Genomic DNA, 24,580 nt, shown 5'->3' with positions numbered 1-24,580 from the left:
TGACATTTCCTTTCTAAACCCCCGCCTGTCGGGGGTTTTTTATCATTGATGGTGCGATATGGAATCAATCGAACAACAACTGACAGAACTGCGAACCACGCTTCGCCATCATGAGTATCTCTACCATGTGATGGACGCGCCGGAAATTCCCGATGCGGAATACGATCGCCTGATGCGCGAATTGCGCGAGCTGGAAGCGCAGCATCCGGACCTTGTTACCCCCGACTCGCCAACCCAACGCGTTGGCGCCGCGCCGTTAACCGCGTTCAGCCAGATTCGTCATGAAGTGCCGATGCTGTCGCTGGATAACGTGTTTGATGAAGAGAGTTTTCTCGCTTTCAACAAGCGCGTGCAGGACAGGCTAAAGAGTACCGATAAACTGACCTGGTGCTGTGAACTGAAACTGGACGGCCTGGCGGTGAGTATCCTGTATGAAAACGGTGTGCTGGTCAGCGCTGCAACGCGTGGTGATGGCACCACGGGTGAGGATATTACCTCTAACGTGCGCACCATTCGCGCAATCCCGTTAAAACTGCGTGGCGAAAACATCCCTTCACGTCTGGAAGTGCGCGGTGAAGTGTTCCTGCCGCAGGCCGGATTTGAAAAAATTAACGAAGAGGCCCGCCGCACTGGCAACAAAGTGTTTGCAAACCCGCGTAACGCAGCGGCCGGTTCATTGCGCCAGCTCGATCCGCGTATCACAGCGAAGCGACCGCTTACTTTCTTCTGCTATGGCGTTGGTGTGTTGGAAGGCGGCACGCTGCCAGATACCCATCTGGGCCGCCTGCTGCAATTTAAAGAGTGGGGCCTGCCGGTAAGCGACAGAGTGGCGCTTTGCGACTCCCCGGAGGAAGTACTTGCTTACTATCACAAGGTTGAAGAAGACCGACCAACGCTGGGATTTGATATCGATGGCGTGGTGATCAAAGTCAACTCTATGGCGTTGCAGGAGCAACTGGGCTTTGTTGCCCGCGCGCCGCGCTGGGCTGTGGCCTTTAAGTTCCCGGCGCAGGAGCAGATGACTTTCGTACGCGATGTTGAGTTTCAGGTTGGACGTACCGGGGCGATTACGCCCGTCGCCCGCCTTGAGCCGGTCCAGGTTGCCGGGGTGCTGGTCAGTAACGCAACGCTGCATAACGCTGATGAAATCGAGCGTCTGGGGTTGCGTATTGGCGATAAAGTCGTCATTCGCCGTGCGGGCGATGTCATCCCGCAGGTGGTGAACGTCGTGCTTTCTGAACGCCCGGACGATACCCGCGAAATTGTGTTTCCAGCGCATTGTCCGGTTTGTAACTCTGATGTTGAACGTGTGGAAGGCGAAGCGGTCACTCGCTGCACCGGCGGTTTAATCTGTGGAGCACAGCGTAAGGAATCGCTGAAACACTTTGTTTCCCGCCGCGCGCTCGACGTTGACGGTATGGGCGACAAAATTATCGATCAACTGGTTGAGAAAGAGTATGTCCACACGCCGGCGGATCTTTTCACCCTGACCGCCGGTAAACTGACGGGGCTTGATCGTATGGGGCCGAAGTCGGCGCAAAACGTGGTCAACGCGCTGGAAAAAGCGAAAGAAACCACGTTTGCCCGTTTCCTCTATGCGCTAGGCATTCGTGAAGTCGGCGAAGCCACGGCTGCTGGTCTGGCGGCGTATTTTGGCACGCTCGACGCGCTGGAAGCCGCTTCCATTGAAGAGCTGCAAAAAGTGCCGGATGTCGGCATTGTGGTGGCGACGCACGTGTTTAATTTCTTCGCCGAAGAGAGCAACCGCGAGGTAATTGTTCAACTGTTGGCGCAGGGGATCCACTGGCCAGCGCCGGTGGTCATTAACGCTGAAGAAATCGACAGCCCCTTCGCAGGTAAAACGGTGGTGCTGACCGGGAGCCTGAGCCTGATGTCGCGCGATGACGCCAAAGCGAGACTGACCGAGTTAGGTGCAAAAGTGGCCGGTAGCGTGTCGAAGAAAACCGATCTGGTGATTGCCGGTGAAGCGGCGGGTTCGAAACTGGCAAAAGCACAGGAACTGGGTATTGCCGTGATCGATGAAGCTGAAATGATCCGCTTATTGGGTGCCTGAGATGGAAAAAGAGCAGCTGGTTGACATCGCCAATACTGTGATGCCCTTTGGCAAATATAAAGGGCGTCGGTTGATTGATGTCCCGGAAGAGTATCTGCTGTGGTTTGCCCGTAAGGATGAATTCCCGCCGGGCAAGCTTGGCGAGCTGATGCAAATCACGCTGCTGATTAAAACTGAGGGGCTGACGCAACTGGTGCAGCCCCTGAAACGTCCTCTTTAAGCCTTCGCGGCGCGGCTTTTCTGTTGCGCCTGCAATGCGTCCGTCTGTTGCTTGTAGCGACGCGCCAGCACGGCGCACACCATTAGCTGTATTTGATGGAAGATCATCAACGGCAGCACCATCATCCCAATCACCGAAGTTGGGAACAAAATATTTGCCATTGGGATCCCGTTCGCCAGGCTCTTTTTCGAACCGCAGAACACAATGGTGATTTCATCAGCTTTGTTAAAGCCGCATTTGCGCGCAACAAAGACATTTATGCCAATCACGATTGCCAGCAGTATGATGCTGACCACCACGATAAACAGCAGTGAACCCACCCCCACTTTGTGCCAGATCCCGTTAACGACGGCTTCACTGAAGGCGGAGTACACCACCAGCAAAATAGAGGATTGATCCGTTTTCGCGATCCATTTTTTATGTCGAGAAACCCAGTTTCCAATCCACGGACGTGAAAGGTGACCCAGCACGAACGGCAGCAGCAGCTGCAACATGATTTTTCCCACCTGCTCCAGGCTGCCTTCTGCGCCGTGCATATTCATCACCAGCCCTACCAGCAGCGGCGAGAGAAAAATACCCAGCAGGCTGGAGGCCGAAGCAGAACAAACGGCGGCGGCAACGTTACCGCCCGCCAGCGACGTAAAAGCGATGGCCGACTGCACAGTGGCAGGCAAAATACACAGGTACAGGAAACCGGTGTACAGCATCGGGTCAACGTTGACCGGCGCCCACCAGGCGAACAGAACGCCGAGAACCGGGAAGACAACAAACGTGCTGCACATCACCCACAGATGCAAACGCCAGTGGCTACCACCGGCAATAATGGCTTCACGCGAGAGTTTCGCTCCGTGCATAAAAAACAGTAGGGCAATGGCGGCGGTGGTTAAGCCTTCAAAGAAAGGCACAAAACCACCTTCGGCCGGGAAAAAGGACGCCAGCAAAACAACGGTAATCAGCGTTATCGTGAACGGATCAAGAATACGAAAAAGTTTCATAAAGACTCCTGAAATTCGGTAGTAACATTTTGCTTTTTTCCGTTTGAGAAATAAAATTGATTTATTGCATCCATATATGAATCGAATAGATGAATTACTCTCTGCGTCAGTTGCGTATCTTTGTCACCGTCGCTCAAGCCAAAAGCTTTAGCCGGGCGGGGGATATCATCGGCTTAAGCCAGTCGGCGGTCAGCCATAGTGTAAAAGAGCTGGAAGGGCAGACGGGTGTGCGGTTATTAGACAGAACGACGCGGGAAGTGGTACTGACGGAGGCCGGACACCAGTTGGCGGCGCGGCTGGAACGTATTCTGGATGAATTGCACAGCACGCTGCGCGAAGCCGGACAGGTAGGAACGCAGTTAACCGGCACGGTGCGGGTTGCCGCCAGCCAGACGATCTCTGCTCATCTTATTCCGCAGTGTATTGCCCAGAGTAATCAGCTTTATCCGGCTATCGATTTTGTGCTGCACGACCGGCCACAGCAGTGGGTGCTGGAGAGTATTCGCCAGGGAGAAGTGGATTTTGGCATTGTGATTGATCCCGGCGCAGTCACCGATTTGCAGTGTGAAGCCGTGCTGTCCGAACCGTTCCTGCTGCTGTGTCGCCAGGATCATCCGTTAGCCCGACGAGAGTGGGTGAACTGGCAGGATTTGTATCACGAACGCCTGGTGCTACAGGATTATGCTTCCGGTAGTCGACCGCTGATCGACGCTGCGCTGGCCCATTTTTCCATTGATGCCAATATCGTTCAGGAGATTGGCCATCCCGCCACGCTGTTTCCGATGGTTGAGGCGGGGATTGGCATCAGCGTGCTGCCCGCGCTGGCGCTCCCCTTACCGCAGGGCAGTCACTTGCAGGTTAAGCGCCTGACGCCGGTTGTTGAACGGCAACTGATGCTGGCCCGACGTAAAAACTGCTCTTTATCAACCGCTGCTCAGGCGCTGTGGGATGTGGTGCGTATGCAGGCCAGTGAATTAACCGCAGCCCGCGCCCGCGATCCGTTGTATCAGTTATAACGCTCACGCTGATGGTTATCAGAGGGGAAATGGTTCTTCTCTGCATAGCAAAAAGGCGCCTTTAGGGCGCCTTTTTACATTGGTAGGTCGTGCAGGATGACTCGCTTCGCTCGCCCTTCGGGCCGTCGCCGTAAACGGCTCCGTTGTCTCACTGCGTTCGACTCGACCTGCTGCAGGTTCGAATCTTATAAATTGCAGATAGCAAAAAGGCGCCTTTAGGGCGCCTTTTTACATTGGTGGGTCGTGCAGGATTCGAACCTGCGACCAATTGATTAAAAGTCAACTGCTCTACCAACTGAGCTAACGACCCGAAGTGGTGGGTGATGACGGGATCGAACCGCCGACCCCCTCCTTGTAAGGGAGGTGCTCTCCCAGCTGAGCTAATCACCCACTTCGGTACTTCACATTTTAACAAGAAATCCAGCTGGCGAGAAAGTGGTGGGTGATGACGGGATCGAACCGCCGACCCCCTCCTTGTAAGGGAGGTGCTCTCCCAGCTGAGCTAATCACCCACTTCTCAATTTCTTGTTTTACACGGCGGAGACTACATAAAGTAGTTGGTGGGTGATGACGGGTTCGAACCGCCGACCCCCTCCTTGTAAGGGAGGTGCTCTCCCAGCTGAGCTAATCACCCACTTCTCAATTTCTTGTTTTACACGGCGGAGACTACATAAAGTAGTTGGTGGGTGATGACGGGTTCGAACCGCCGACCCCCTCCTTGTAAGGGAGGTGCTCTCCCAGCTGAGCTAATCACCCCCGCTGTGTGGAGTCGCATTATAGGGAGAGTTGAAAATGAGTCAACGCATTTTCTAAAGAAATTGTTCGTTCGTCGTAAATTTAAACAAAACGATCGCAAAACAGTCCGTGCGGCATGATTTGTATACGAAAATGGCAAAGCGTAATGTTCCAACCTGAACAACATTGAGGAATCAGACCACGGTGATAGAATACGAGCCTGATAATCTTCCCTGGATTTGCCGGTTGTCGGCATCTTTATAAACGTAAGGCCATTTCATGAAAATCAAAACTCGCTTCGCGCCAAGCCCGACAGGCTACCTGCACGTCGGCGGTGCGCGTACTGCTCTTTATTCCTGGCTTTTTGCACGCAACCATGGCGGTGAGTTTGTGCTGCGTATTGAAGACACCGATCTCGAACGCTCCACTCCGGAAGCTATTGAAGCCATTATGGATGGCATGAACTGGCTGAATCTGGAATGGGATGAAGGCCCGTACTTCCAGACCAAACGTTTTGATCGCTACAACGCGGTGATTGATGAAATGCTGGAAGCAGGCACCGCATATAAATGCTACTGCTCTAAAGAGCGTCTGGACGCGCTGCGCGAAGAGCAGATGGCGAACGGTGAGAAGCCGCGTTACGACGGCCGCTGCCGCCACGGCCACGAACATCATGCCGCTGATGAACCTTGCGTGGTACGTTTTGCCAACCCGCAGGACGGTTCCGTTATTTTTGACGACCAGATCCGTGGGCCGATCGAATTCAGCAACCAGGAGCTGGATGATTTGATCATTCGCCGTACCGACGGTTCCCCGACCTACAACTTCTGCGTTGTTGTCGACGACTGGGATATGGAAATCACCCACGTTATTCGTGGTGAAGACCATATCAACAACACTCCGCGTCAGATCAATATCCTGAAAGCGCTGAATGCGCCGGTGCCAGTTTACGCACACGTATCAATGATCAACGGTGACGATGGTAAAAAACTCTCCAAACGTCACGGTGCGGTCAGCGTTATGCAATACCGCGACGACGGTTACCTGCCGGAAGCGCTGCTGAACTATCTGGTGCGTCTGGGCTGGTCCAGTGGCGATCAGGAAATTTTCACCCGTGAAGAGATGATCAAACTGTTCTCCCTTGGTGCGGTGAGCAAGTCTGCGAGTGCGTTTAACACTGAAAAACTGCAGTGGCTGAACCATCACTATATTAATGCGCTGGCGCCGGAATATGTAGCAACCCATCTGCAATGGCACATTGAGCAGGAAAATATCGATACCCGCGTAGGCCCGCAGCTGTCAGAGCTGGTTAAACTGCTCGGTGAGCGCTGCAAAACGCTGAAAGAGATGGCACAGAGCTGCCGCTATTTCTACGAAGACTTTGCCGAGTTCGACGCTGATGCAGCGAAGAAACACCTGCGCCCGGTTGCGCGTCAGCCGCTGGAAGTGGTTCGCGACAAGCTGGCTGCGATTAGCGAGTGGACGGCAGAAAATGTGCACCATGCGATTCAGGCAACGGCTGATGAACTGGAAGTTGGCATGGGTAAAGTCGGGATGCCGCTGCGCGTAGCCGTTACCGGCGCGGGTCAGTCCCCGGCGTTAGACGTTACGGTGCATGCGATTGGTAAATCCCGCAGCATTGAGCGTATTAATAAAGCGCTGGCGTTTATTGCTGAGCGAGAAAGCCAGCAATAAGACTGATTGACCGATGAAAGAACGGCAGGAGCGTATCCTGCCGTTTTTTTGCCTGTTATTCAGACTCATCAATACCCAAACGAGTAAGAAAAGTGCGAATACCTTCGCGCGAAATATACATCGCCAGCTTTTCTTGTTCCGTTGGGGACATGTTGTCCAGTGCGCTAATTATCTGGCGACAAGCGTGGCTGCGTACTACATGGGTGTATTCTGCCAGCGGTTCTTCAGCCTGATAAACTTCAGGGACTTTGCGAAAAGCGGGAATATTGAGCAGAAACGCGCGGACGCTGGAGTCAATATGAATCAGTCTTGCACGACCACCTTTAACGCCGGGAAACTTTTCGGTAGTCCAGTTTTGTTCTCTGATCCAACGATTGACGGTTTGTTTGGCAACCCCGAGACATTCCGCCAGCTCTTCGGTCGTCATTTTGCTGCGTAATTTTTTCATATTATTTGTTTTCGCGGATCCCTAAACGCTGTAATAAACCCGTAATGCCTTCACGCAGGATCAGTGAGGTAAACATTTTCTGTTCTGTCGGCGTCATTTCTTTGGCGAGCCTAATCAGCAGTGCTTCAACAGAGGTATCGCCGGATAACGATAAGTTATCTGATAAACCTTCGGCTGAACGCTCAGCGCTGCGAATGTATTCACGAACTTGTTCGGTGACGTGAACCAGCCGGGCTTTACCGCCCTGAACGCCTGGTTTTGGTGATGTCGCCCAACCTTCTTTGCGCACCCATTTATTGATGGTCTGTCGGCTGTATCCGGTCAGATTAGCAAGTTCTTCTGGCGTCATCCGTTCCTTGAACATAACGATTCCCTGAATAGTCGTGGGGTTAATTAGTGGTTCATTTTATAGCACCATTTTAGTAGAAACCGTGACGCGTTTAACTACTGAATGCGAGTTGTTACGCAATGTTCTTCATTTGACTGCTTTTTCAGCGATTGAATTCTATGAGTTAATTTTGCCGTTGACACACGCGAAGGGAATTCATATGATGCCGCCCGTCAACTCGACAAGCTTTACGTAATGGGGCTATAGCTCAGCTGGGAGAGCGCTTGCATGGCATGCAAGAGGTCAGCGGTTCGATCCCGCTTAGCTCCACCAAATTTAATCCCAATGAATTTGGTACGTACGTAAAAGCATCGTGGGGCTATAGCTCAGCTGGGAGAGCGCTTGCATGGCATGCAAGAGGTCAGCGGTTCGATCCCGCTTAGCTCCACCAAAATTTAAACCCTCGCTGAAAAGCGGGGGTTTTTTGTTTCTGCATCCTGCCAGTTCTTACTCTTTATCTCTTTGGTTTGCTGAATCGCAGGCATAAAAAAACCGGGGAGAATATGAATCTCCCCGGTCTTATCACTGCGATGTTGTCTTACGCTTACAGCACCAGTGCGGCGATAGATGCAGACAGTACGCTCACCAGCGTAGAGCCGTACACCAGCTTCAGACCAAAGCGAGAAACCACGTTACCTTGCTCTTCGTTCAGGCCTTTAATCGCACCGGCGATAATACCGATGGAAGAGAAGTTAGCGAAGGAAACCAGGAACACGGACAGGATGCCTTCTGCGCGCGGGGAGAGCGTAGCGGCGATTTTCTGCAGATCCATCATCGCAACGAACTCGTTGGAAACCAGTTTAGTCGCCATGATACTGCCCACCTGCAGCGCTTCGCTGGACGGCACACCCATTACCCATGCAACCGGGTAGAAGATGTAACCCAGGATGCCCTGGAAGGAGATGCTGTAGCCAAACCAACCGGTCACGGTGGCGAACAGGGCGTTCAGGGCAGCGATCAGTGCGATGAAACCAATCAGCATCGCCGCAACGATAATTGCCACTTTGAAACCAGCCAGAATGTATTCACCCAGCATTTCGAAGAAACTCTGGCCTTCGTGCAGGTTAGACATCTGGATATTTTCTTCGCTGGCATCAACGCGGTAAGGGTTGATCAGCGACAGCACGATAAAGGTGCTGAACATGTTCAGAACCAGCGCCGCAACCACGTATTTCGGCTCAAGCATGGTCATGTACGCGCCGACGATAGACATGGAAACGGTCGACATCGCCGTTGCTGCCATGGTGTACATACGGTTGCGAGACATTTTGCCGAGAATATCTTTATAGGCGATAAAGTTCTCAGACTGACCCAGGATCAGAGAGCTGACGGCGTTGAAGGATTCCAGTTTGCCCATACCGTTTACTTTGGATAACAGGAAACCAATCGCGCGGATGATTACCGGCAGTACGCGGATATGCTGCAAAATACCGATCAGGGCGGAGATGAAGACGATCGGGCAAAGCACTTTCAGGAAGAAGAATGCCAGGCCTTTATCGTTCATGCTACCAAAGACAAAGTTTGTCCCTTCATTAGCAAACCCGAGCAGTTTCTCAAACATCTCGGAGAAGCCTCTCACGAAGCCCAGACCGACATCAGAGTTCAGGAAGAACCATGCCAGTAACACTTCGATAACAAGCAATTGAACAACATAACGAATGCGGATTTTTTTACGGTCACTGCTTACCAGCAGTGCGAGTACCGCAACCACGGCAAGGGCCAGGACAAAATGAAGAACGCGGTCCATATTTGCTCCAAATATGAGGCAGGTTTAGTTTTCGTGCACATTCTATGTAACAACCATAAAGAAAACGAGATCAAACACACACTATAATAAGGACCTGTGACGAGATTCAAAATTAGTGATCGGTGATACACTTCCGTTATGTTTAGTATGGAAGTGAAAAGTTATGTCATTGTGCTATTCTCATAACAATAATTAAACATCTCGCCGGTATTTCCAGAATCCTTATCGATCCATAGACAAACGCTATCAGAGAAATCAACGTCACCCATTAAAATGAATTTGATAATCATTCTCAGTAGGCGTAGCTTGAAACATAGCAAAGGCTATGTTTCTGAGGCACTAAAATGACTAACGATCGCGTTGAGAGTAGCAGTGGGCGGGCAGCGCGCAAGTTGAAGCTCGCATTAATGGGACCTGCGTTCATCGCGGCGATCGGCTATATCGATCCGGGTAACTTCGCCACCAATATCCAGGCAGGGGCCAGCTTTGGTTATCAATTGCTGTGGGTGGTGGTCTGGGCAAACCTGATGGCGATGCTGATTCAGGTGCTGTCGGCAAAACTCGGCATTGCTACGGGTAAAAACCTGGCGGAGCAAATTCGCGATCATTATCCTCGCCCGGTGGTGTGGTTCTACTGGGTGCAGGCAGAAATTATCGCTATGGCAACAGACCTTGCTGAATTTATTGGTGCTGCGATTGGCTTCAAACTGATCCTCGGCGTTTCCTTATTGCAAGGGGCCGTACTCACCGGTATCGCGACGTTCTTAATTCTGATGCTGCAGCGTCGCGGTCAAAAACCGCTGGAAAAGGTGATTGGCGGCCTGCTGCTGTTTGTGGCCGCGGCTTACATTGTGGAGCTGGTTTTTTCCCAACCGAACTTCGCGCAGCTTAGTAAGGGAATGGTGATCCCAAGCCTGCCTAATTCCGAAGCGGTGTTCCTGGCCGCTGGGGTGCTCGGTGCGACTATTATGCCGCACGTCATTTATCTGCACTCTTCCTTAACTCAGCATTTGCACGGCGGAACACGCCAACAGCGCTATGCGGCCACTAAATGGGATGTGGCTATCGCCATGACGATTGCCGGATTTGTCAATCTGGCGATGATGGCGACGGCTGCCGCTGCATTTCATTTTAGCGGGCATACCGGTATTGCCGATCTCGATCAGGCGTATCTGACCCTTGAACCGTTGTTGAGTCACGCTGCAGCGACGGTGTTTGGTTTAAGCCTGGTGGCTGCGGGACTCTCTTCTACCGTGGTCGGTACGCTGGCGGGGCAGGTGGTGATGCAAGGGTTTATCCGTTTTCACATTCCGCTATGGGTACGCCGTACCGTCACCATGATGCCATCATTTATTGTAATTCTGATGGGATTGGATCCGACCCGTATTCTGGTGATGAGTCAGGTGTTGCTCAGTTTTGGTATCGCGCTGGCGCTGGTGCCGCTGCTGATCTTCACCAGCGACAGTAAGCTGATGGGGGATCTGGTCAATCGTCGTTGCGTTAAACAGATTGGCTGGGTCATTGTGATACTGGTCGTGGCGCTCAATCTCTGGCTACTGGCAGGTACGGCGATGGGGCTATAATCAACCGTGACTCGCGACGGGTCACGGTTTTAATTGAGCTTTTCCTCTATGATGTGCCCTGCATAATTAACTGGCAGGCGTTCATGAATCACTTTGATCTCTCTTTCCTGAAATATCTCCAGGACAACAGTCCGCTCCCCGTTGAAGAGGCCGTCGAGCGTTTCGGTAAAACGCTCTCCACGCTAAAACGGACAATGAAAGAGCTCAATGAACTTCTGCCAGAAAATGTCCAGCTACATCAGGATAATCAGTTTATTACCACCCGGATTGGCTACAGCGAATACCGACAGTTTTTAGCGCGCGTCCAGTTTAATCGCTATATCACTACGGCAGAAGAGAGGGTGAAGGATCTCTTTGTGGCGCTCTGTTTGCACGATGTGGTGAATAAAAATGATTATTACAAAAAATTTTATGTCAGTGCGGGAACGGTAAAAAATGATAATCCCGTCATGATGAGCCTGGTGCAGGAACGCGATCTGATTGTGCAAAGTATCCCGCGTAAGGGCTCCCGGCTTGCGGGGGATGAGTTCCAGCTGCGGCTGGCGGCGTGCATGACGATATTAAAAACGGTCGAAATTGGTGAGGATCACCGACTTATCGCCCACCAGGCCAATGAGCCGACAGGCCGTTCAATTGCCGAACAGTTTCTTCATGAGTGTGCTGCAGAGATAAACCAGGCGGCAGACTATTACGAAGATAAAATCAGTCCGGTCATCGCCCTGGGATATAACGGCAGAAAATACTTACTGGTCTATCTTAGCCTTGCCCTGCACCGTATCCGCAGGGGACACAGAATTACGGAGAGTTCGGCGGCTGAGTTTTTGACAACCTTTCCTTATGGCGTATTGCCTGATGCGGATGAAAATATCTGTCTGGATCTGCTGATTGCTTCACTGACGTTTACTCATCGCCCCTTCACATTATACGACGCCCGGCTGGTCTCTTACGTTAAGCGCACCTGTCACGCTTTAGCCGGATGTCTGGAGAACACCATTCACAATCAGCACGCCTGGTTTGCAGAGATTTATAATTTTATCTATGCCGCCATCATCCAGAATAAATTTCATCTCTGGTTCGATGATAAAAAGCTCCATGATGTCCAGCGACGCTATCCTGAGCTATGGGAACATGTCAAGTATGCGGTGAAAGAGATTGAACATCACTGGCAAACGACCTTTTCTGCTATTCATCTGGCAACCCTGGTGCTGATTATCAAAAAGTATGCGCTCAAAAATCGGGTTGTTGGCGATAAGAAAAAGCGGGTCATTATTGTGACGAACTCGTCAGAGAGTAAGGTCGGCTATTTTAAAGAGATGCTTTTCTCCCGCTTCCATATTGAAATCCCCGCCTGCATCAACATCAATGAGATTGCGCGGCTTCAGCAGCTCGAATTCGACCTGCTGATTACCTTTACAAACAAGATATCGAGTCATCTCCGCTACGCAGGGCTGGATTATGTCAAAGTGAATTTCTGGCTCACGCAGGACGATCTCCTGTTATTACGCGAAAATGGACTTCCCTCCGCGCGCAAAAAAATACCTGCTGAGGACTTTATTCAGCAGGTTCAGGGAATGAGCCAGGAGACGTTAAAAATTTTTCTTGATACGCATTACAGTGATATTTTTATTTAGCCAGAGGTTGCGAAACGCCGCGACACCAGACGGCTTCCAGGTTTAACTCTGCACCCAACACGAGAATATCGGCATCTTTTCCTGACGTCAGGCTGCCTTTTCTCGCGTCAACACCCGCCAGGATTGCCGGATTAAGGCAGGCAATCTGCGCGGCTGAAACCCAGCCTTTTTCCAGCCTGTCGACCACATTTTTCACGGAGTCAAGAAAGCTCATCTCCAGTTTGCACACTTCGGACCACTCCGTGGGTGAAACCGTTCGGGTCTTTCCGCTGAGGTCGGTGATTTCAAGACAATGATTGTGAATGCGAAACGTCTCCTGGCGCAGGTAATGGTGGAATTCAGATCCTTCGGGAAAATCCACATATCCCAGACAATCGCTGACCATGACCAACCGGCGATCTTTTTTCAACCGATAGAGAATGTCGAACACTTCTGGTCGCAACGTAATCCCGCTCTGCTTTGCCACCTCGGCATACGTATTCTGATGGTACATCAGCGCCCCCACCACGCCAGGCTCCCGGTGATGCAGCCCGCGCATGGCGCTAAAGGCATGGGTAAAGTGGGTTAAACCGGCTTCAATGGCGAGGGTGGTTTCATCAAAGGTGGCGTCGGTATGACCGGCTGACACGGTGACGCCTGACTGGCGTAAATAGCGGATTAGCGCCAGGGCGCCCGGCAGTTCAGGTGCGAGCGTCATCAGACGGATATTTCCCCTCGCGGCGTGCTGATAGCGTTTGAATCCTTCGATACCGGGTGGTTGAATCGCGTCCTTGCTCTGCATTCCGCTGTATGCAGGGTTAATAAAGGGGCCTTCCATATGAATACCCACCGCTTCGGCACCATCTTCCGCTTTTGCGTCTGCAATCCAGTCCGCGGCGGTGGAAAGACTCTCCAGCAAGAACGTTTCCGGCTGGGTGGCTGATGTTGCAAGCCACGCGGTAACCCCGGCGTTAACCAGATCCCGGCTCATCGCCTGCAAAGAACGGCGTTCACCTCTCCAGGCAAACGACCCTCTCCCCCAGCCGTGAACGTGAATATCCACAAAACCGGGCATCAGCATGGCATGGCGATAATCGACGATTTTTCCGCGTGGCGTACTGTCGAGGCCAGAAATACGTCCGCTTTCAATATGCAGATAGCCGCTTTCGATTCCATTCGGGGTGACAATGCGTTCACTTGCCAGAGAAAGCAGGGGATCAGCCATTGTCTTTCTCCCATACGCGAGCGGCCGTTTCCTCGGCGATTTCTGCGCAAAGGCCGATGTAGTGAGCAGGGTCCAGCAGCGTATTAATTTCTGAGTCGCTAAAGTGCTGGCGAATAAGAGGGTCATCACGCAGCACATCAGCGTAGGGGATGCCTTCATGCGTGCTGCGCATTGCCAGTTGGTAGACGCGTTCATGTGCGGCATCTTTGCCCAGCCTTTCCACCAGCTGCATCATGATTTTTTCGCTATTAATAAGACCATGCGTTAACTGCACATTCTGACGCATACGTCCAGGATTGATGACCAGCGTTCGCGTCAACTCTTCGGCTCGCATCACAATCTCAGCCATTAGCTCCATACTCTCCTGAATATTACCGTCAAAGATAAAGTAAGCGGAGCTGTCTGCTTCGAAGGGACGTGGGCTGACATACAGGCAGGAGGTCAATACTGAGTACAATTTCTGCGCGTTGGCGATGATCCCCTTCGCCAGTTTAGGATTCACTTTTTGCGGCATGGTGCTGCTGCCAACGGTGCCTTTAGTGAAGGCTTCTGAAACTTCGGCAAACTCTTCGCTTGAGGTCTGATAAACCTCTTCGGCTATTTTGTGTAACGTCGTCGCCAGCAGGCACAAATTACTGATGTATTCAGTGCGGTAAATGCGCGAGTTGCGGGAGGGAATCGCCATTGAATGCATTCCCAGCTTTTGGGCAACGCTATCCTGAACCCGGCGGCCGGTTTCACCGGTTGCGTGGAAGGCGCCCACTGCTCCCCCCATCATCACGGTAAAGACGCGTTTTTCCGCTTCCCGCATGCGCTGCTGGGCGCTCAGTAACTCATCAATCCACACGGCGGCTTTATAGCCCCAGGTGATGGGCAGCGCGTGCTTACCGTGGGTACGTCCGGCCATAATCGTTGCTTTATGGTCAGATGCCATCTTTGCCAGGTTACGCAGAATATCGTCCACAAAACCCTGCATGACGGTATCGAACTGCTTTGCCAGATAAAGCTGTGCGGTTTGCTGAATATTCTGCGTGGTGACGCCGTAATGCACGTATTTTCCGCTTTCACTGTCACAGGCTTTGACCAGCACTTTGATGACCGGAACGAAGCCGTGACCAATCTCGCGCAGCAGGCGTTCCATTTCCGTCAGGTCAATCTTATCCACGTGGCAGTTAGCGGTAATATTGACTGCGGCGCTGGCGGGGATCATGCCGTGTCCGGCCTGTGCCTGAGCCAGGGCGGCTTCAACATCGAGCCATGACTGTACCCGCGCTGGCTGTGCGAGCAGAGATTTCATTCCTCGATCGTCGATCGTTTTGCTTTTTGAATCATACAGTGCACGCATTACTATCTCCTTGAATTTATTTCGCACCGACGAGGCGGTCGTCTACCGCGTTACGGACAAATTCTACGTGTGGGCCGAATACCACATGAACATGGTTGCTGGAGGGGATAAAGGTTCCCAGCGAGCCAGATTCTTTAAGAATGGCCATGTCCATTTTTTTCTGATCTTTTAAATCAATACGTAACCGTGAAACGCAGTTTTCAACGCGTTTGATATTGTCTGTCCCGCCCAGCCCCTGAATCACCAGTTCGGCGACTTTGTCGTACTCTTTATTGTTCAGTAAGGTGCTGTCAGCGATTTCACTCTCTCGGCCTGGGGTCTTAATATCAAATTTACCGATCGCGAAGCGGAAGACGAAATAGAAGACAACAAAGTTAATCACGCCGAGGATAATTAAATTAATCCATTGGGTGTGTTCATACATCAAACCGAAAATACCAAAATCAAAAATGGTGCCGCGAATATAGCCGATGGAGACTTCCAGTAATTGCAGTGGAATGGTCAATAAGCCACAAAGTACCGCATAGACAATAAAGAGTTTTGGCGCGATAAACAGGAAGGAGAACTCCAGCGGTTCGGTAATATTCCCCAGCATGGCGGTCAGCACCACGGTCAGGATCATCCCTTTGGCAAATTTCTTATTCTTGAAATAGGCCATGTGGTACATCGCCAGACCAATCGCCGGAACGCGGAACAGCGTCGTGAGCATTTGTGATGAGGCAAGATAGCTGGTGAGCGTCGGCATATACTCTTTCCAGGCCGGATGGGTGGGACCAAGCTCAAACAGGATTTTATTGATAGCGGGCAAAATACCGACATAGGTCTGCCCGTCAATCAGGTACGTACCGCCTGCCGCGGTGAAACGCACGGTGGAACTGAGGACGTGGTGCAGGCCAAACGGGATCAGCAGGCGATTGAGCGTCATATAGATACCTGCACCAATGTTAGGTGCCATCATTATTGTTGATATGGCGCGCATACCTGCGGTAAACAGATCCCAGATAAAAGGAATGATCAAGCCGACGGGAATGGAAAAAGCAATGGCTAAGATCGCGACGGATTTTTTACCGCTGAAAAAGGCGAAAGCGAGAGGTAATTGCAGCCGGTAAAAACGGTCGGTTATTTTAGCTGCCAGCAGCCCGGCAATAATGCCGCCCAGCGCTTCGATTTTCAGCGTCTGAATACCTAATACCATTCCCTGTCCGACGAAAGCCATATCCTCTTTCGCCAGCGTACCTGCCAGCTTAAGATGCACATGCATGGCGATAAGCAGAGTCAGGTAAGCCACGACGGACGCAAATACAGCAATCCCTTTTTCTTTTTTAGACATACCGTAGGCGACACCCATCGCGAACAGTAAAGGAATATTATTAAAAACGACGCTGCTGATTAATCCCAGAGAAGAGAGAATTGCTCTGAAAATTTCATTGCCCAGAAAGGGGAGTTTATCAATCATATAGCTCTGCCCTAACGCAGCGCTAATTCCCATGACCATCCCCACAGGCGCCAGTACGGCGATCGGTAATAATAGCGATCGACCGAATGTCTGAATTTCATTCTTAAAATTAGCATTCATAAGTTAATCCTGACGTGAATTCTCTTGAGGATAAGATACGTTCAGGAGATTTTTGCTCAAGGGCAAATAGTGAAAAATAAAAAGCGCAGGATTTGACCATAAAAAAGCAGCCTGCAGGTTAATGCTGGTCACTTAAGGATTGATTAGCTGCAAAGGTATTTTTTATTAAAGCGAAACGGATTGAACTGAAAGTCAGCGTACTGAAGCGATCCGAAGGAAGACGACATAAGGCGAATGGATCACGAAGTGACGATTTTTCCTGCCGGAAGCCTGGGTGGCAAGGGAGACGGTGAGCCTCCCTTGCCCGTTATGGGAATGAGGGGTTCAGAGAAACAATGAACATACGGTGAACGGAACCCTTTGCCATTGTTAAAAATTCTCTGTTACCACAGGTTCCTTTTCTTAATGACGATGCCCGTGACCGCCGCGCCCACGACCGCGATGGTCGTCACGGTCATTCCAGCCTTCTCGGTAGCCGCGTTCATAAGCTTTGCGTTTATCCCAGCCACGATGGTAGCCGTTGTCATGACGCCACCAGCGATTTTTGCGCCACTCATAGTTATGGTGCCAGTAATCCCGGTCGCGCCAGCGGCCGCCATCCCAGTAGTTACCGTAATTATCGCGATCGCCAATTTGCAATTTTATTGATGGCAGCAGGGTGATTTCGCCAGCGTTCGCGGCCAGCGGTGTAAAAGCCAATAAGACTGCCGCCAGAATCAGTGACCTGAACATGTTTTCTCTCCTTCACGATCGAGCCGTAGCCGGCCTGTTAACGTAATATTACGGGGCAGTAAAGCCCCGTTTCATCGCCACAACTCTTAAATCGCAAGTGAGAGCACTTTTTGTTAATAAATGTGTCTTTATTTCAACCGACTCAGAATGGCATCAATCTCCGCGCACTCTTCAGGCGTAAAGTGACGGTTTGCCAGCATGCCGACGGCATCTTCAATTTGCGCCGGTTTACTGGCGCCAATCAGTACAGACGTAACTTTGTCTTCCCGAAGAACCCACGCGAGCGCCATCTGAGACAGCTTTTGTCCCCGTCGCTCTGCCAGTGCGTTCAGCGCTCGAACTTTTTCCAGTTTTTGTGGGGTGATCTGGTCCGGATTCAGAAAACGGCTGGTGCTTGCGGCGCGAGAATCCGCCGGAATACCGTTCAGATAGCGGTCGGTTAACTGCCCGCCAGCCAGCGGTGAGAAGGCGATACTACCGACGCCTTTTTCCTGTAAAAGCGACAGCAGGCTCTCTTCGACCCAACGCTCAAACATAGAATATTTGGGCTGATGAATAAGGCATGGCGTACCTAAATCGTCGAGTATTTCAATCGCTTGTCTGGCAAGTTCAGCCGGATAGTTAGAGAGGCCTACGTACAGCGCTTTGCCCTGACGGACGATATGATCCAGCGCGCGCATGGTTTCTCTGAGCGGTGTTTCAGGGTCGGGGCGATGGTGGTAGAAGATATCGACATACTCCAGCCCCAGACGCTTCAGGCTTTGATCGAGGCTGGCAATCAGGTATTTGCGTGAACCCCAGTCCCCGTAAGGGCCTTCCCACATGGTGTAACCCGCTTTGGTGGAGATGATCAGCTCATCTCGCCACGGTAAAAAATCTTCCTGCAGGATGCGACCAAAATTTCGCTCCGCTGAACCCGGCGGTGGACCATAGTTATTCGCCAGATCAAAATGGGTGATCCCCAGATCGAATGCACGCTGTAACAGCGCCCGACTGTTCTCGACCTGGGTGGTATCACCAAAATTGTGCCACAACCCCAGTGATACAATCGGGAGCTTGAGGCCGCTCTGACCGCTGCGGCGGTACTCCATTGTCTGATAACGATTTTCAGCAGCCTGATAAGCCATATAGCCTCCTGTCAGATAAGGTGTGACTTTGAGTGTATACGTTTACACAAGGCCAGCTGCAATTAAATTTAGGGATGAAAACTGTACATCTTGCTTTCCACCCCCTTCACAGCGACTTTCCTGGACAGTCATCACAGTTCTTCGATACTCAACATGAGGTTACCGTCAGAAGGAAAGCTGTCATGCAAACCCCGTATTCCGTTGCTGATTATCTGCTGGACAGGCTGGCAGGCTGTGGTGTTGGCCATCTCTTTGGTGTGCCTGGCGATTATAATTTGCAGTTTCTTGATCACGTGATTGAACATCCCAGCGTACGTTGGGTCGGGTGTGCGAACGAGTTGAATGCGGCTTATGCTGCGGATGGCTATGCCCGGGTATCCGGGGTGGGGGCGCTGCTCACCACGTTTGGCGTGGGTGAGTTAAGCGCGATTAACGGTATCGCGGGAAGCTATGCGGAATATGTTCCTGTTTTGCATATTGTTGGCGCGCCCTGTCGCGGTGCTCAACGTCGCGGGGAGTTGATGCATCACACCCTTGGGGACGGTGATTTTCAGCATTTTTATCGTATGCAGCAGGCGGTGACGACGGCCAGCGCAGTGCTGGATGAACAAAACGCCTGTTATGAAATTGACCGCGTGCTGCGAACAATGCTCATCGAACGCAGACCGGGCTATCTGATGTTACCTGCTGATGTGGCAAAACAGCGGACCACGCCGCCGAATGACATCCTGATTGTTCCTCTGAGCGAGCCGGAAAGCAGCGTGGCAGAAGCGTTTCGCTACCATGCCCGCGAGCGGTTACTGGACAGCCCGCGCGTAGCGCTTCTGGCAGACGTTCTCGCGCAACGCTTTGGCCTGCAGCCGGTATTGCAACGCTGGATGGCGGAAACGCCGATGGCCCACACCACGTTGTTGATGGGCAAAGGGCTATTCGATGAGCGTCATCCGGCGTTTGTCGGCACCTACAGCGCTGGAGCCAGCAGCGACTATGTACGTCAGGCGATAGAAGATGCCGACACGATAGTATGTGTTGGCACACAATTTGTTGACACTTTGACCGCCGGGTTTACGCAACAGTTACCACAGGAGCGCACGATTGAGGTGCAGCCACATGCCTCACGGATTGGAAACCGTTGGTTTAACGTTCCGATGGAGCAGGCGGTAACCACCTTGCGGGAGCTGTGTCTGGAGATGTCCTTTTCACTGCCGCCAGAACGCCCGCCAGTTAGACGTATTCAGGTTGAGAAGGGACCTCTGACGCAGGAAAATTTCTGGTATACGGTGCAGCAGTATCTGGCACCCAATGACATTATCCTCGTCGACCAGGGGACCGCTGCATTTGGCGCGGCTGCGCTCACGCTACCCGGTGGAGCGGAGGTGCTGGTTCAGCCGCTGTGGGGGTCTATCGGCTACGCGCTCCCGGCTGCATTTGGCGCGCAAACCGCCTGCCCGGACCGCCGGGTGATCCTGATTATTGGCGATGGTGCGGCGCAGCTCACCATTCAGGAACTGGGCTCTATGCTAAGAGACGGGCAATCTCCCGTTATTTTGCTGCTAAATAATGACGGCTATACCGTGGAGCGGGCTATACATGGGGCAAATCAGCGCTATAACGATATCGCCGCCTGGAACTGGACGCAGGTGCCGCAGGCGTTTCGTCGTGAATGTCAGGCGGAGTGCTGGCGTGTGGAGCAGGCGGTACAACTGGAAGAAGTGCTGGCCAGTTTGTCCCATCCGCAACGATTGTCGTTAATTGAGGTGGTACTACCGAAAGCCGATCTTCCTGAGCTATTGCGCACGGTGACCCGTGCGCTGGAAACGCGTAACGGAGGCTAACTACTTATCGGTACGCTCGGCGATCATCATCGGTTTGCCCGCCAGCAGCAGCCAGGCGGGCAGCATGACGATGCACAGCAGCGGCAGCAGGGTGGAATCTGGCACCACCACTGCTGCCATAAACAGGCTCAGCCAGGCGTCACGGGTGACGACCAGCACCAGTCCAAGAATCGCGCAGGAGACGGTAATGGCCGCTGGCACCGCTTCAACGTGGGCGTGCAGCATCAGGCCAAGCGCGACCCCAACGAATACTGCCGGGAAAATTCGCCCGCCGCGAAAACCACTCGCAGCTGCAACCACTAATGCCGCCAATTTGATCACGGCGAGCATGAAATAATCCGATGCTCCCAGCGTCTGGCTAAATGCCATTTGCTGCATTTCGTCCAGTCCTTTAAACAAGGTAAGCGGTCCGCCGATAACGCCTAAAATGCCGAGGATTAAGCCGCCAGCCCCAAGAATCAGGACCGGGTGTTTCAATCGATGCATTAAATGGTGTAAACGCGGCAGACACCAGACAGCCACCATCCCGGCGGCAATGGCGATGGCGGCAACGACCGCACCGCTGAGGATATCGATCACGTGCATCTGCGTGTAGTGCGCGATGGGCAGTGAAAAATGGGGGTGAAAAAACAGACTGGTGGTCAGCGAGCCCGCGGCGGCGGCCATTAACGGTGCAAACAGGCGATCCCACAAAGGAACATTGTCCGAGCTATTCAGCGTTTGTGAAAAGACCAGCGCGGCGGCAACGGGGGTGCCAAATAGCGCGCCGATTGTGCCGGCAGAGGCGAGGATGGTCCAGTCCAGCTTAGCAATGCGGGGAAACATGCGGCTGCCGAGCGCCACAGCCAGTGCGATATTCACGGTCATGATCGGGTGTTCCGGACCCAAACTGACGCCACCCGCCAGGCCGAGGATGAGCGCTGCCAGCAAGCCCGGAATTGCTGAGGTGGGGACCGGCATTCCAATTAACGGCTCACAGGCAGGATCCGGTCCCGCGTGACCCTGGCTGTAGCGAATAACTAACCCGACCATGATCCCCGTGAGCGTCAGCATGCCGATAATCCACAGCGGAGAGTCCTGGGCAATACCGATGCTAACGGGCAGGCGTTCCCACAAAAATTGCTGTAAAACGGACGCCACTTTCATCACAACGATCAACACCAGGCTGGAGGCAATACCAATAATTAGCGCAGGAGTTGATAGCAAGAGCATCGTTCTGGCTCGTGGATGAAGCATATTCTATTCCTTAAAACAGAGTCATAGACATAGTTTGCATAGCCTGCGCAACCGCATCGCTGCAAATGGTGCTGAAACGATAAAGTAATTATGTGATCTGGATCGATTTTCCACGGGCATCAGCCTTCAGGGCGTTGTTGTTATGCCCCCATGAATTTACAGTGTGGCAAAGATTTATTCTGACTTTAGCGGAGCAGTGGAAGAATGACAAAATATGCTTTAGTAGGTGATGTTGGCGGCACCAACGCGCGTCTTGCTCTGTGCGACATTTCCAGCGGCGAGATTTCGCAGGCAAAAACCTATTCCGGGCTGGATTACCCAAGCCTCGAGGCGGTAGTACGCGTATACCTGGATGAGCATAGCGTCAGCGTCGAGGATGGTTGTATTGCCATTGCCTGTCCGATTACCGGTGACTGGGTGGCAATGACCAACCATACCTGGGCATTCTCTATTGCTGAGATGAAAAAAAATCTGGGCTTCAGCCATCTGGAAATCATCAATGATTTCACCGCCGTGTCGATGGCGATCCCGATGCTGAAGAAAGAGCATTTGATCCAGTTTGGCGGTGCGGAACCTGTTGAAGGCAAACCGATTGCTGTCTATGGCGCAGGTACCGGACTCGGCGTGGCGCATTTGGTGCATGTAGATAAACGCTGGGTGAGCTTGCCTGGTGAAGGCGGTCACGTGGATTTTGCGCCTAACAGCGAAGAAGAAGGGATTATCCTTGAGGTCCTGCGTGCGGAAATTGGTCACGTTTCCGCAGAGCGCGTACTGTCAGGTCCGGGGCTGGTTAATCTGTATCGCGCGATCGTCAAATCAGACGGGCGCCTGCCGGAAAATCTGCAGCCGAAGGATATCACCGGGCGTGCGCTGGCTGATTCCTGTATCGACTGTCGTCGCGCGCTGTCGCTGTTCTGCGTCATCATGGGGCGTTTTGGCGGCGATCTGGCGTTAACGCTGGGCACGTTTGGCGGTGTGTACATCGCTGGCGGCATCGTACCGCGCTTCCTCGACTTCTTTAAAGCTTCGGGTTTCCGTGGTGGTTTTGAAGATAAGGGGCGTTTTAAAGCCTACGTACAGGATATTCCGGTATATCTGATCGTGCATGATAACCCGGGCCTGCTTGGTTCCGGTGCGCATCTGCGCCAGACGCTGGGCCATATTTTGTAAGACCAACGCCGGACGGTGCACAGCGCTTATCCGGCTTACATATATCCCGCAAAACCGCGTTTATTACGCGGTTTTTTTATGCCTGCCGCCCGCCTTTTCGACCTTCGTCACATTTCCGAATGGCGGGATTATTTGTCCAGTAAAAGCATTATTTGTCTGATAACGGTCGTTACTTTCCCCAGACCATAATTTCACTCGTTAACTATTACGAGGAAATGATTATGAGCAAAAAACTGATTGCCGTTTGCGCGTGCCCAATGGGGCTGGCCCATACTTTTATGGCGGCTCAGGCGCTGGAAGAAGCCGCGGTTGAAGCGGGTTATGAAGTGAAAATTGAAACCCAGGGTGCGGACGGAATTCAAAATCGCCTGACGGCGCAGGATATCGCAGAGGCAACGTTGATCATCCATTCTGTTGCCGTTACTCCGGAAGATAACGAGCGTTTTGAGTCGCGTGACGTCTACGAAATTACGTTACAGGACGCGATAAAAAATGCAGCCGGCATCATCAAAGAGATCGAAGAGATGGTTGCCGCTGAACAACAATAATCATCGACAGGGAATTACGTATGGCCATTAAAAAACGCAGTGCAACCGTTGTGCCTGGCGCATCTGGTGCGGCAGCGGCAATAAAAAATCCACCGGCCTCCCACAATAGCTTCTGGGGTGAACTTCCGCAGCATGTGATGTCGGGTATTTCGCGCATGGTACCGACGTTAATTATGGGCGGGGTAATTCTCGCCTTCTCGCAACTGATCGCCTATAGCTGGCTCGATATACCTGCTGACACCGGCATCATGGATGCACTGAACAGCGGAAAATTCAGCGGTTTTAATCTCTCATTACTGAAGTTTGCCTGGCTGTCGCAATCTTTTGGCGGCGTGCTGTTTGGTTTTGCTATTCCGATGTTTGCCGCGTTTGTCGCCAACTCTATCGGCGGTAAGCTGGCGTTTCCGGCGGGGTTCATTGGTGGACTGATGTCCACTCAGCCCACGCAGATACTGAATTTTGACCCAGCGACGCTGCAATGGGCAACCAGTGCCCCCGTCCCGTCAACCTTTATTGGCGCGCTGATTATCTCGATTGTCGCCGGGTATCTGGTGAAGTGGATGAACCAAAAAATCCAGTTGCCTGATTTCCTGCTGGCATTCAAAACCACCTTTTTACTGCCCATTCTTTCCGCGATCTTCGTCATGTTGGCGATGTATTACGTGATAACGCCGTTTGGCGGGTGGATCAACGGCGGAATTCGTTCTCTGCTTACGGCGGCTGGAGAGAAAGGCACGCTGATGTACGCGATGGGGATTTCTGCGGCAACGGCGATTGACCTCGGCGGTCCGATTAATAAAGCCGCAGGATTTGTCGCCTTTAGCTTTACTACCGATCACGTTCTGCCGGTAACCGCACGCTCTATTGCCATCGTGATTCCTCCAATTGGCCTCGGGTTGGCTACGCTTCTCGACCGGCGCTTAACCGGCAAACGCCTGTTCAACGCACAGCTCTACCCGCAAGGGAAAACGGCAATGTTCCTCGCGTTTATGGGCATCAGCGAAGGGGCGATCCCGTTTGCACTGGAAAGCCCCATCACGGCAATTCCATCCTATATGGTTGGCGCTATTGTCGGATCGACGGCTGCCGTCTGGCTGGGGGCGGTGCAGTGGTTCCCGGAATCGGCTATCTGGGCATGGCCGCTGGTCACTAACCTCGGCGTCTATATGGCGGGGATCCTGTTAGGTGCGGTGATTACGGCGCTGATGGTGGTGTTCCTGCGCAACATGATGTACCGCAAAGGCAAATTGCTGATTGAAAGCCTCTGATTAAAAG

Annotated in this window: 20 protein-coding genes, 7 tRNA genes and 1 other RNA gene; 12 read left to right on the top strand and 16 right to left on the bottom strand. The window is 52.3% G+C overall.

The genetic code is table 11. The annotated features are described in order from the left end of the window. The first annotated feature begins 58 nt into the window (after positions 1–58). Both ligA and GPJ68_RS17555 read left to right on the top strand, forming a co-directional pair. Positions 59–2,074, top strand: a complete 2,016-nt coding sequence (gene ligA, locus GPJ68_RS17560) for an NAD-dependent DNA ligase LigA (RefSeq protein ID WP_104651182.1) — start codon at positions 59–61, stop codon at positions 2,072–2,074. Between the two features lies 1 nt (position 2,075). Next, positions 2,076–2,294: a DUF3820 family protein gene (locus GPJ68_RS17555; RefSeq protein WP_016153921.1), complete on the top strand. Its 219-nt coding sequence runs from the start codon at positions 2,076–2,078 to the stop codon at positions 2,292–2,294. Here GPJ68_RS17555 and GPJ68_RS17550 read toward each other — a convergent pair. Next, positions 2,291–3,289 (bottom strand): bile acid:sodium symporter family protein, encoded by a 999-nt coding sequence (locus tag GPJ68_RS17550; protein WP_016153920.1) that lies wholly within the window; start codon positions 3,287–3,289, stop codon positions 2,291–2,293. The genes GPJ68_RS17555 and GPJ68_RS17550 overlap by 4 nt on opposite strands. An 89-nt stretch (positions 3,290–3,378) precedes the next feature. Here GPJ68_RS17550 and GPJ68_RS17545 point away from each other — a divergent pair, with 89 nt between their 5' ends. Next, positions 3,379–4,305 carry a LysR family transcriptional regulator gene (locus tag GPJ68_RS17545; RefSeq protein ID WP_104651184.1) on the top strand — a complete coding sequence of 309 codons (927 nt, stop codon included), beginning with the start codon at positions 3,379–3,381 and terminating at the stop codon, positions 4,303–4,305. An 80-nt stretch (positions 4,306–4,385) separates the two neighbouring features. On the opposite strand, the gene GPJ68_RS17540 is transcribed toward GPJ68_RS17545, so the two are convergent. The 6 genes from GPJ68_RS17540 to GPJ68_RS17515 all read right to left on the bottom strand — a co-directional run bounded on the left by GPJ68_RS17540 (position 4,386) and on the right by GPJ68_RS17515 (position 5,061). Beyond that, positions 4,386–4,510, bottom strand: a non-coding RNA gene (locus GPJ68_RS17540) — RtT sRNA. 29 nt (positions 4,511–4,539) lie between these two features. Beyond that, positions 4,540–4,615 (bottom strand) — tRNA-Lys (locus GPJ68_RS17535). Between the two features lie 4 nt (positions 4,616–4,619). Beyond that, a tRNA-Val gene (locus GPJ68_RS17530) sits at positions 4,620–4,695 on the bottom strand. A gap of 46 nt (positions 4,696–4,741) precedes the next feature. Further along, positions 4,742–4,817, bottom strand: a tRNA-Val gene (locus GPJ68_RS17525). 46 nt (positions 4,818–4,863) lie between these two features. Next, positions 4,864–4,939 (bottom strand) — tRNA-Val (locus GPJ68_RS17520). A 46-nt stretch (positions 4,940–4,985) separates the two neighbouring features. Beyond that, positions 4,986–5,061: transfer RNA gene (locus GPJ68_RS17515), tRNA-Val, on the bottom strand. A gap of 258 nt (positions 5,062–5,319) precedes the next feature. Here GPJ68_RS17515 and gltX point away from each other — a divergent pair. Then, on the top strand, positions 5,320–6,735 hold the full coding sequence (gene gltX, locus GPJ68_RS17510; RefSeq protein ID WP_005130009.1) for a glutamate--tRNA ligase: 1,416 nt from the start codon (positions 5,320–5,322) through the stop codon (positions 6,733–6,735). Positions 6,736–6,790: 55 nt separating this feature from the next. Here the strand turns inward: gltX and GPJ68_RS17505 are convergent, their stop codons facing one another. Together GPJ68_RS17505 and GPJ68_RS17500 are read right to left on the bottom strand one after the other, a co-directional pair. Continuing rightward, a complete protein-coding gene (locus GPJ68_RS17505; RefSeq protein WP_016153914.1) occupies positions 6,791–7,183 on the bottom strand; it encodes a YfeC-like transcriptional regulator in 393 nt (130 codons plus the stop codon). Between the two features lies 1 nt (position 7,184). Beyond that, positions 7,185–7,547, bottom strand: a complete 363-nt coding sequence (locus GPJ68_RS17500) for a YfeC-like transcriptional regulator (protein ID WP_016153913.1) — start codon at positions 7,545–7,547, stop codon at positions 7,185–7,187. Positions 7,548–7,768: 221 nt separating this feature from the next. Between GPJ68_RS17500 and GPJ68_RS17495 the strand changes: the two genes are divergently transcribed. Then, positions 7,769–7,844 (top strand) — tRNA-Ala (locus tag GPJ68_RS17495). A 42-nt stretch (positions 7,845–7,886) separates the two neighbouring features. Further along, positions 7,887–7,962 (top strand) — tRNA-Ala (locus tag GPJ68_RS17490). Positions 7,963–8,115: 153 nt separating this feature from the next. On the opposite strand, the gene nupC is transcribed toward GPJ68_RS17490, so the two are convergent. Further along, positions 8,116–9,318 carry a nucleoside permease NupC gene (gene nupC / locus GPJ68_RS17485; RefSeq protein WP_016157084.1) on the bottom strand — a complete coding sequence of 401 codons (1,203 nt, stop codon included), beginning with the start codon at positions 9,316–9,318 and terminating at the stop codon, positions 8,116–8,118. Between the two features lie 344 nt (positions 9,319–9,662). Here nupC and GPJ68_RS17480 point away from each other — a divergent pair, with 344 nt between their 5' ends. Then, positions 9,663–10,901 (top strand): Nramp family divalent metal transporter, encoded by a 1,239-nt coding sequence (locus GPJ68_RS17480; protein WP_016153911.1) that lies wholly within the window; start codon positions 9,663–9,665, stop codon positions 10,899–10,901. Between the two features lie 83 nt (positions 10,902–10,984). Further along, entirely contained in the window at positions 10,985–12,532 is a 1,548-nt protein-coding gene (locus GPJ68_RS17475) for a hypothetical protein (RefSeq protein ID WP_180836892.1), read from the top strand. On the opposite strand, the gene GPJ68_RS17470 is transcribed toward GPJ68_RS17475, so the two are convergent. From GPJ68_RS17470 to mgrA, 5 genes are all read right to left on the bottom strand, one after another. Beyond that, entirely contained in the window at positions 12,525–13,736 is a 1,212-nt protein-coding gene (locus GPJ68_RS17470; RefSeq protein WP_103928437.1) for an N-acetylglucosamine-6-phosphate deacetylase, read from the bottom strand. The genes GPJ68_RS17475 and GPJ68_RS17470 overlap by 8 nt on opposite strands. After that, positions 13,729–15,081: an adenylosuccinate lyase family protein gene (locus tag GPJ68_RS17465; protein WP_049268933.1), complete on the bottom strand. Its 1,353-nt coding sequence runs from the start codon at positions 15,079–15,081 to the stop codon at positions 13,729–13,731. The genes GPJ68_RS17470 and GPJ68_RS17465 overlap by 8 nt, the downstream gene beginning before the upstream one ends. Positions 15,082–15,097: 16 nt before the next feature. Beyond that, the gene (locus GPJ68_RS17460; protein WP_016153907.1) at positions 15,098–16,657 is read right to left on the bottom strand and encodes a PTS transporter subunit EIIC; all 1,560 of its coding nucleotides are present in this window, start codon (positions 16,655–16,657) and stop codon (positions 15,098–15,100) included. A 402-nt stretch (positions 16,658–17,059) separates the two neighbouring features. Beyond that, entirely contained in the window at positions 17,060–17,389 is a 330-nt protein-coding gene (gene ypeC / locus GPJ68_RS17455) for a DUF2502 domain-containing protein YpeC (protein WP_104651186.1), read from the bottom strand. A 128-nt stretch (positions 17,390–17,517) separates the two neighbouring features. After that, complete coding sequence (gene mgrA / locus GPJ68_RS17450; protein WP_104651187.1) at positions 17,518–18,516, bottom strand: L-glyceraldehyde 3-phosphate reductase; 999 nt, start codon at positions 18,514–18,516, stop codon at positions 17,518–17,520. 182 nt (positions 18,517–18,698) lie between these two features. On the opposite strand from mgrA, the gene GPJ68_RS17445 reads away from it, so the two are divergent. Further along, positions 18,699–20,351, top strand: coding sequence for an alpha-keto acid decarboxylase family protein (locus GPJ68_RS17445; RefSeq protein WP_104651188.1), 1,653 nt, complete (start codon positions 18,699–18,701; stop codon positions 20,349–20,351). Here GPJ68_RS17445 and GPJ68_RS17440 read toward each other — a convergent pair whose 3' ends face one another. Further along, entirely contained in the window at positions 20,352–21,587 is a 1,236-nt protein-coding gene (locus tag GPJ68_RS17440) for an ion channel protein (RefSeq protein WP_053389666.1), read from the bottom strand. 204 nt (positions 21,588–21,791) lie between these two features. On the opposite strand from GPJ68_RS17440, the gene glk reads away from it, so the two are divergent. The 3 genes from glk (at position 21,792) to GPJ68_RS17425 (ending at position 24,573) form a co-directional block, all read left to right on the top strand. Then, complete coding sequence (glk, locus tag GPJ68_RS17435) at positions 21,792–22,757, top strand: glucokinase (protein ID WP_104651189.1); 966 nt, start codon at positions 21,792–21,794, stop codon at positions 22,755–22,757. Positions 22,758–22,978: 221 nt separating this feature from the next. Continuing rightward, a complete protein-coding gene (locus tag GPJ68_RS17430) occupies positions 22,979–23,305 on the top strand; it encodes a PTS fructose transporter subunit IIB (protein WP_003028254.1) in 327 nt (108 codons plus the stop codon). Between the two features lie 20 nt (positions 23,306–23,325). Further along, on the top strand, positions 23,326–24,573 hold the full coding sequence (locus GPJ68_RS17425) for a PTS fructose transporter subunit IIC (RefSeq protein WP_016157076.1): 1,248 nt from the start codon (positions 23,326–23,328) through the stop codon (positions 24,571–24,573). The last annotated feature ends 7 nt before the right edge of the window (positions 24,574–24,580 follow it).

The organism is Citrobacter sp. 172116965 (genome assembly GCF_013458095.1).
Taxonomy (GTDB): domain Bacteria; phylum Pseudomonadota; class Gammaproteobacteria; order Enterobacterales; family Enterobacteriaceae; genus Citrobacter; species Citrobacter braakii.
This window is presented reverse-complemented; position numbering and strand designations above follow the sequence as displayed.

What these genes read in the sequence shown, in the direction of transcription:
- ligA (WP_104651182.1), top strand. Translation starts at nt 59, where the DNA reads ATGGAATCAATCGAACAACAACTGACAGAACTGCGAACCACGCTTCGC.
- GPJ68_RS17555 (WP_016153921.1), top strand. Translation starts at nt 2,076, where the DNA reads ATGGAAAAAGAGCAGCTGGTTGACATCGCCAATACTGTGATGCCCTTT.
- GPJ68_RS17550 (WP_016153920.1), bottom strand. Translation starts at nt 3,289, where the DNA reads ATGAAACTTTTTCGTATTCTTGATCCGTTCACGATAACGCTGATTACC.
- GPJ68_RS17545 (WP_104651184.1), top strand. Translation starts at nt 3,379, where the DNA reads ATGAATTACTCTCTGCGTCAGTTGCGTATCTTTGTCACCGTCGCTCAA.
- gltX (WP_005130009.1), top strand. Translation starts at nt 5,320, where the DNA reads ATGAAAATCAAAACTCGCTTCGCGCCAAGCCCGACAGGCTACCTGCAC.
- GPJ68_RS17505 (WP_016153914.1), bottom strand. Translation starts at nt 7,183, where the DNA reads ATGAAAAAATTACGCAGCAAAATGACGACCGAAGAGCTGGCGGAATGT.
- GPJ68_RS17500 (WP_016153913.1), bottom strand. Translation starts at nt 7,547, where the DNA reads ATGTTCAAGGAACGGATGACGCCAGAAGAACTTGCTAATCTGACCGGA.
- nupC (WP_016157084.1), bottom strand. Translation starts at nt 9,318, where the DNA reads ATGGACCGCGTTCTTCATTTTGTCCTGGCCCTTGCCGTGGTTGCGGTA.
- GPJ68_RS17480 (WP_016153911.1), top strand. Translation starts at nt 9,663, where the DNA reads ATGACTAACGATCGCGTTGAGAGTAGCAGTGGGCGGGCAGCGCGCAAG.
- GPJ68_RS17475 (WP_180836892.1), top strand. Translation starts at nt 10,985, where the DNA reads ATGAATCACTTTGATCTCTCTTTCCTGAAATATCTCCAGGACAACAGT.
- GPJ68_RS17470 (WP_103928437.1), bottom strand. Translation starts at nt 13,736, where the DNA reads ATGGCTGATCCCCTGCTTTCTCTGGCAAGTGAACGCATTGTCACCCCG.
- GPJ68_RS17465 (WP_049268933.1), bottom strand. Translation starts at nt 15,081, where the DNA reads ATGCGTGCACTGTATGATTCAAAAAGCAAAACGATCGACGATCGAGGA.
- GPJ68_RS17460 (WP_016153907.1), bottom strand. Translation starts at nt 16,657, where the DNA reads ATGAATGCTAATTTTAAGAATGAAATTCAGACATTCGGTCGATCGCTA.
- ypeC (WP_104651186.1), bottom strand. Translation starts at nt 17,389, where the DNA reads ATGTTCAGGTCACTGATTCTGGCGGCAGTCTTATTGGCTTTTACACCG.
- mgrA (WP_104651187.1), bottom strand. Translation starts at nt 18,516, where the DNA reads ATGGCTTATCAGGCTGCTGAAAATCGTTATCAGACAATGGAGTACCGC.
- GPJ68_RS17445 (WP_104651188.1), top strand. Translation starts at nt 18,699, where the DNA reads ATGCAAACCCCGTATTCCGTTGCTGATTATCTGCTGGACAGGCTGGCA.
- GPJ68_RS17440 (WP_053389666.1), bottom strand. Translation starts at nt 21,587, where the DNA reads ATGCTTCATCCACGAGCCAGAACGATGCTCTTGCTATCAACTCCTGCG.
- glk (WP_104651189.1), top strand. Translation starts at nt 21,792, where the DNA reads ATGACAAAATATGCTTTAGTAGGTGATGTTGGCGGCACCAACGCGCGT.
- GPJ68_RS17430 (WP_003028254.1), top strand. Translation starts at nt 22,979, where the DNA reads ATGAGCAAAAAACTGATTGCCGTTTGCGCGTGCCCAATGGGGCTGGCC.
- GPJ68_RS17425 (WP_016157076.1), top strand. Translation starts at nt 23,326, where the DNA reads ATGGCCATTAAAAAACGCAGTGCAACCGTTGTGCCTGGCGCATCTGGT.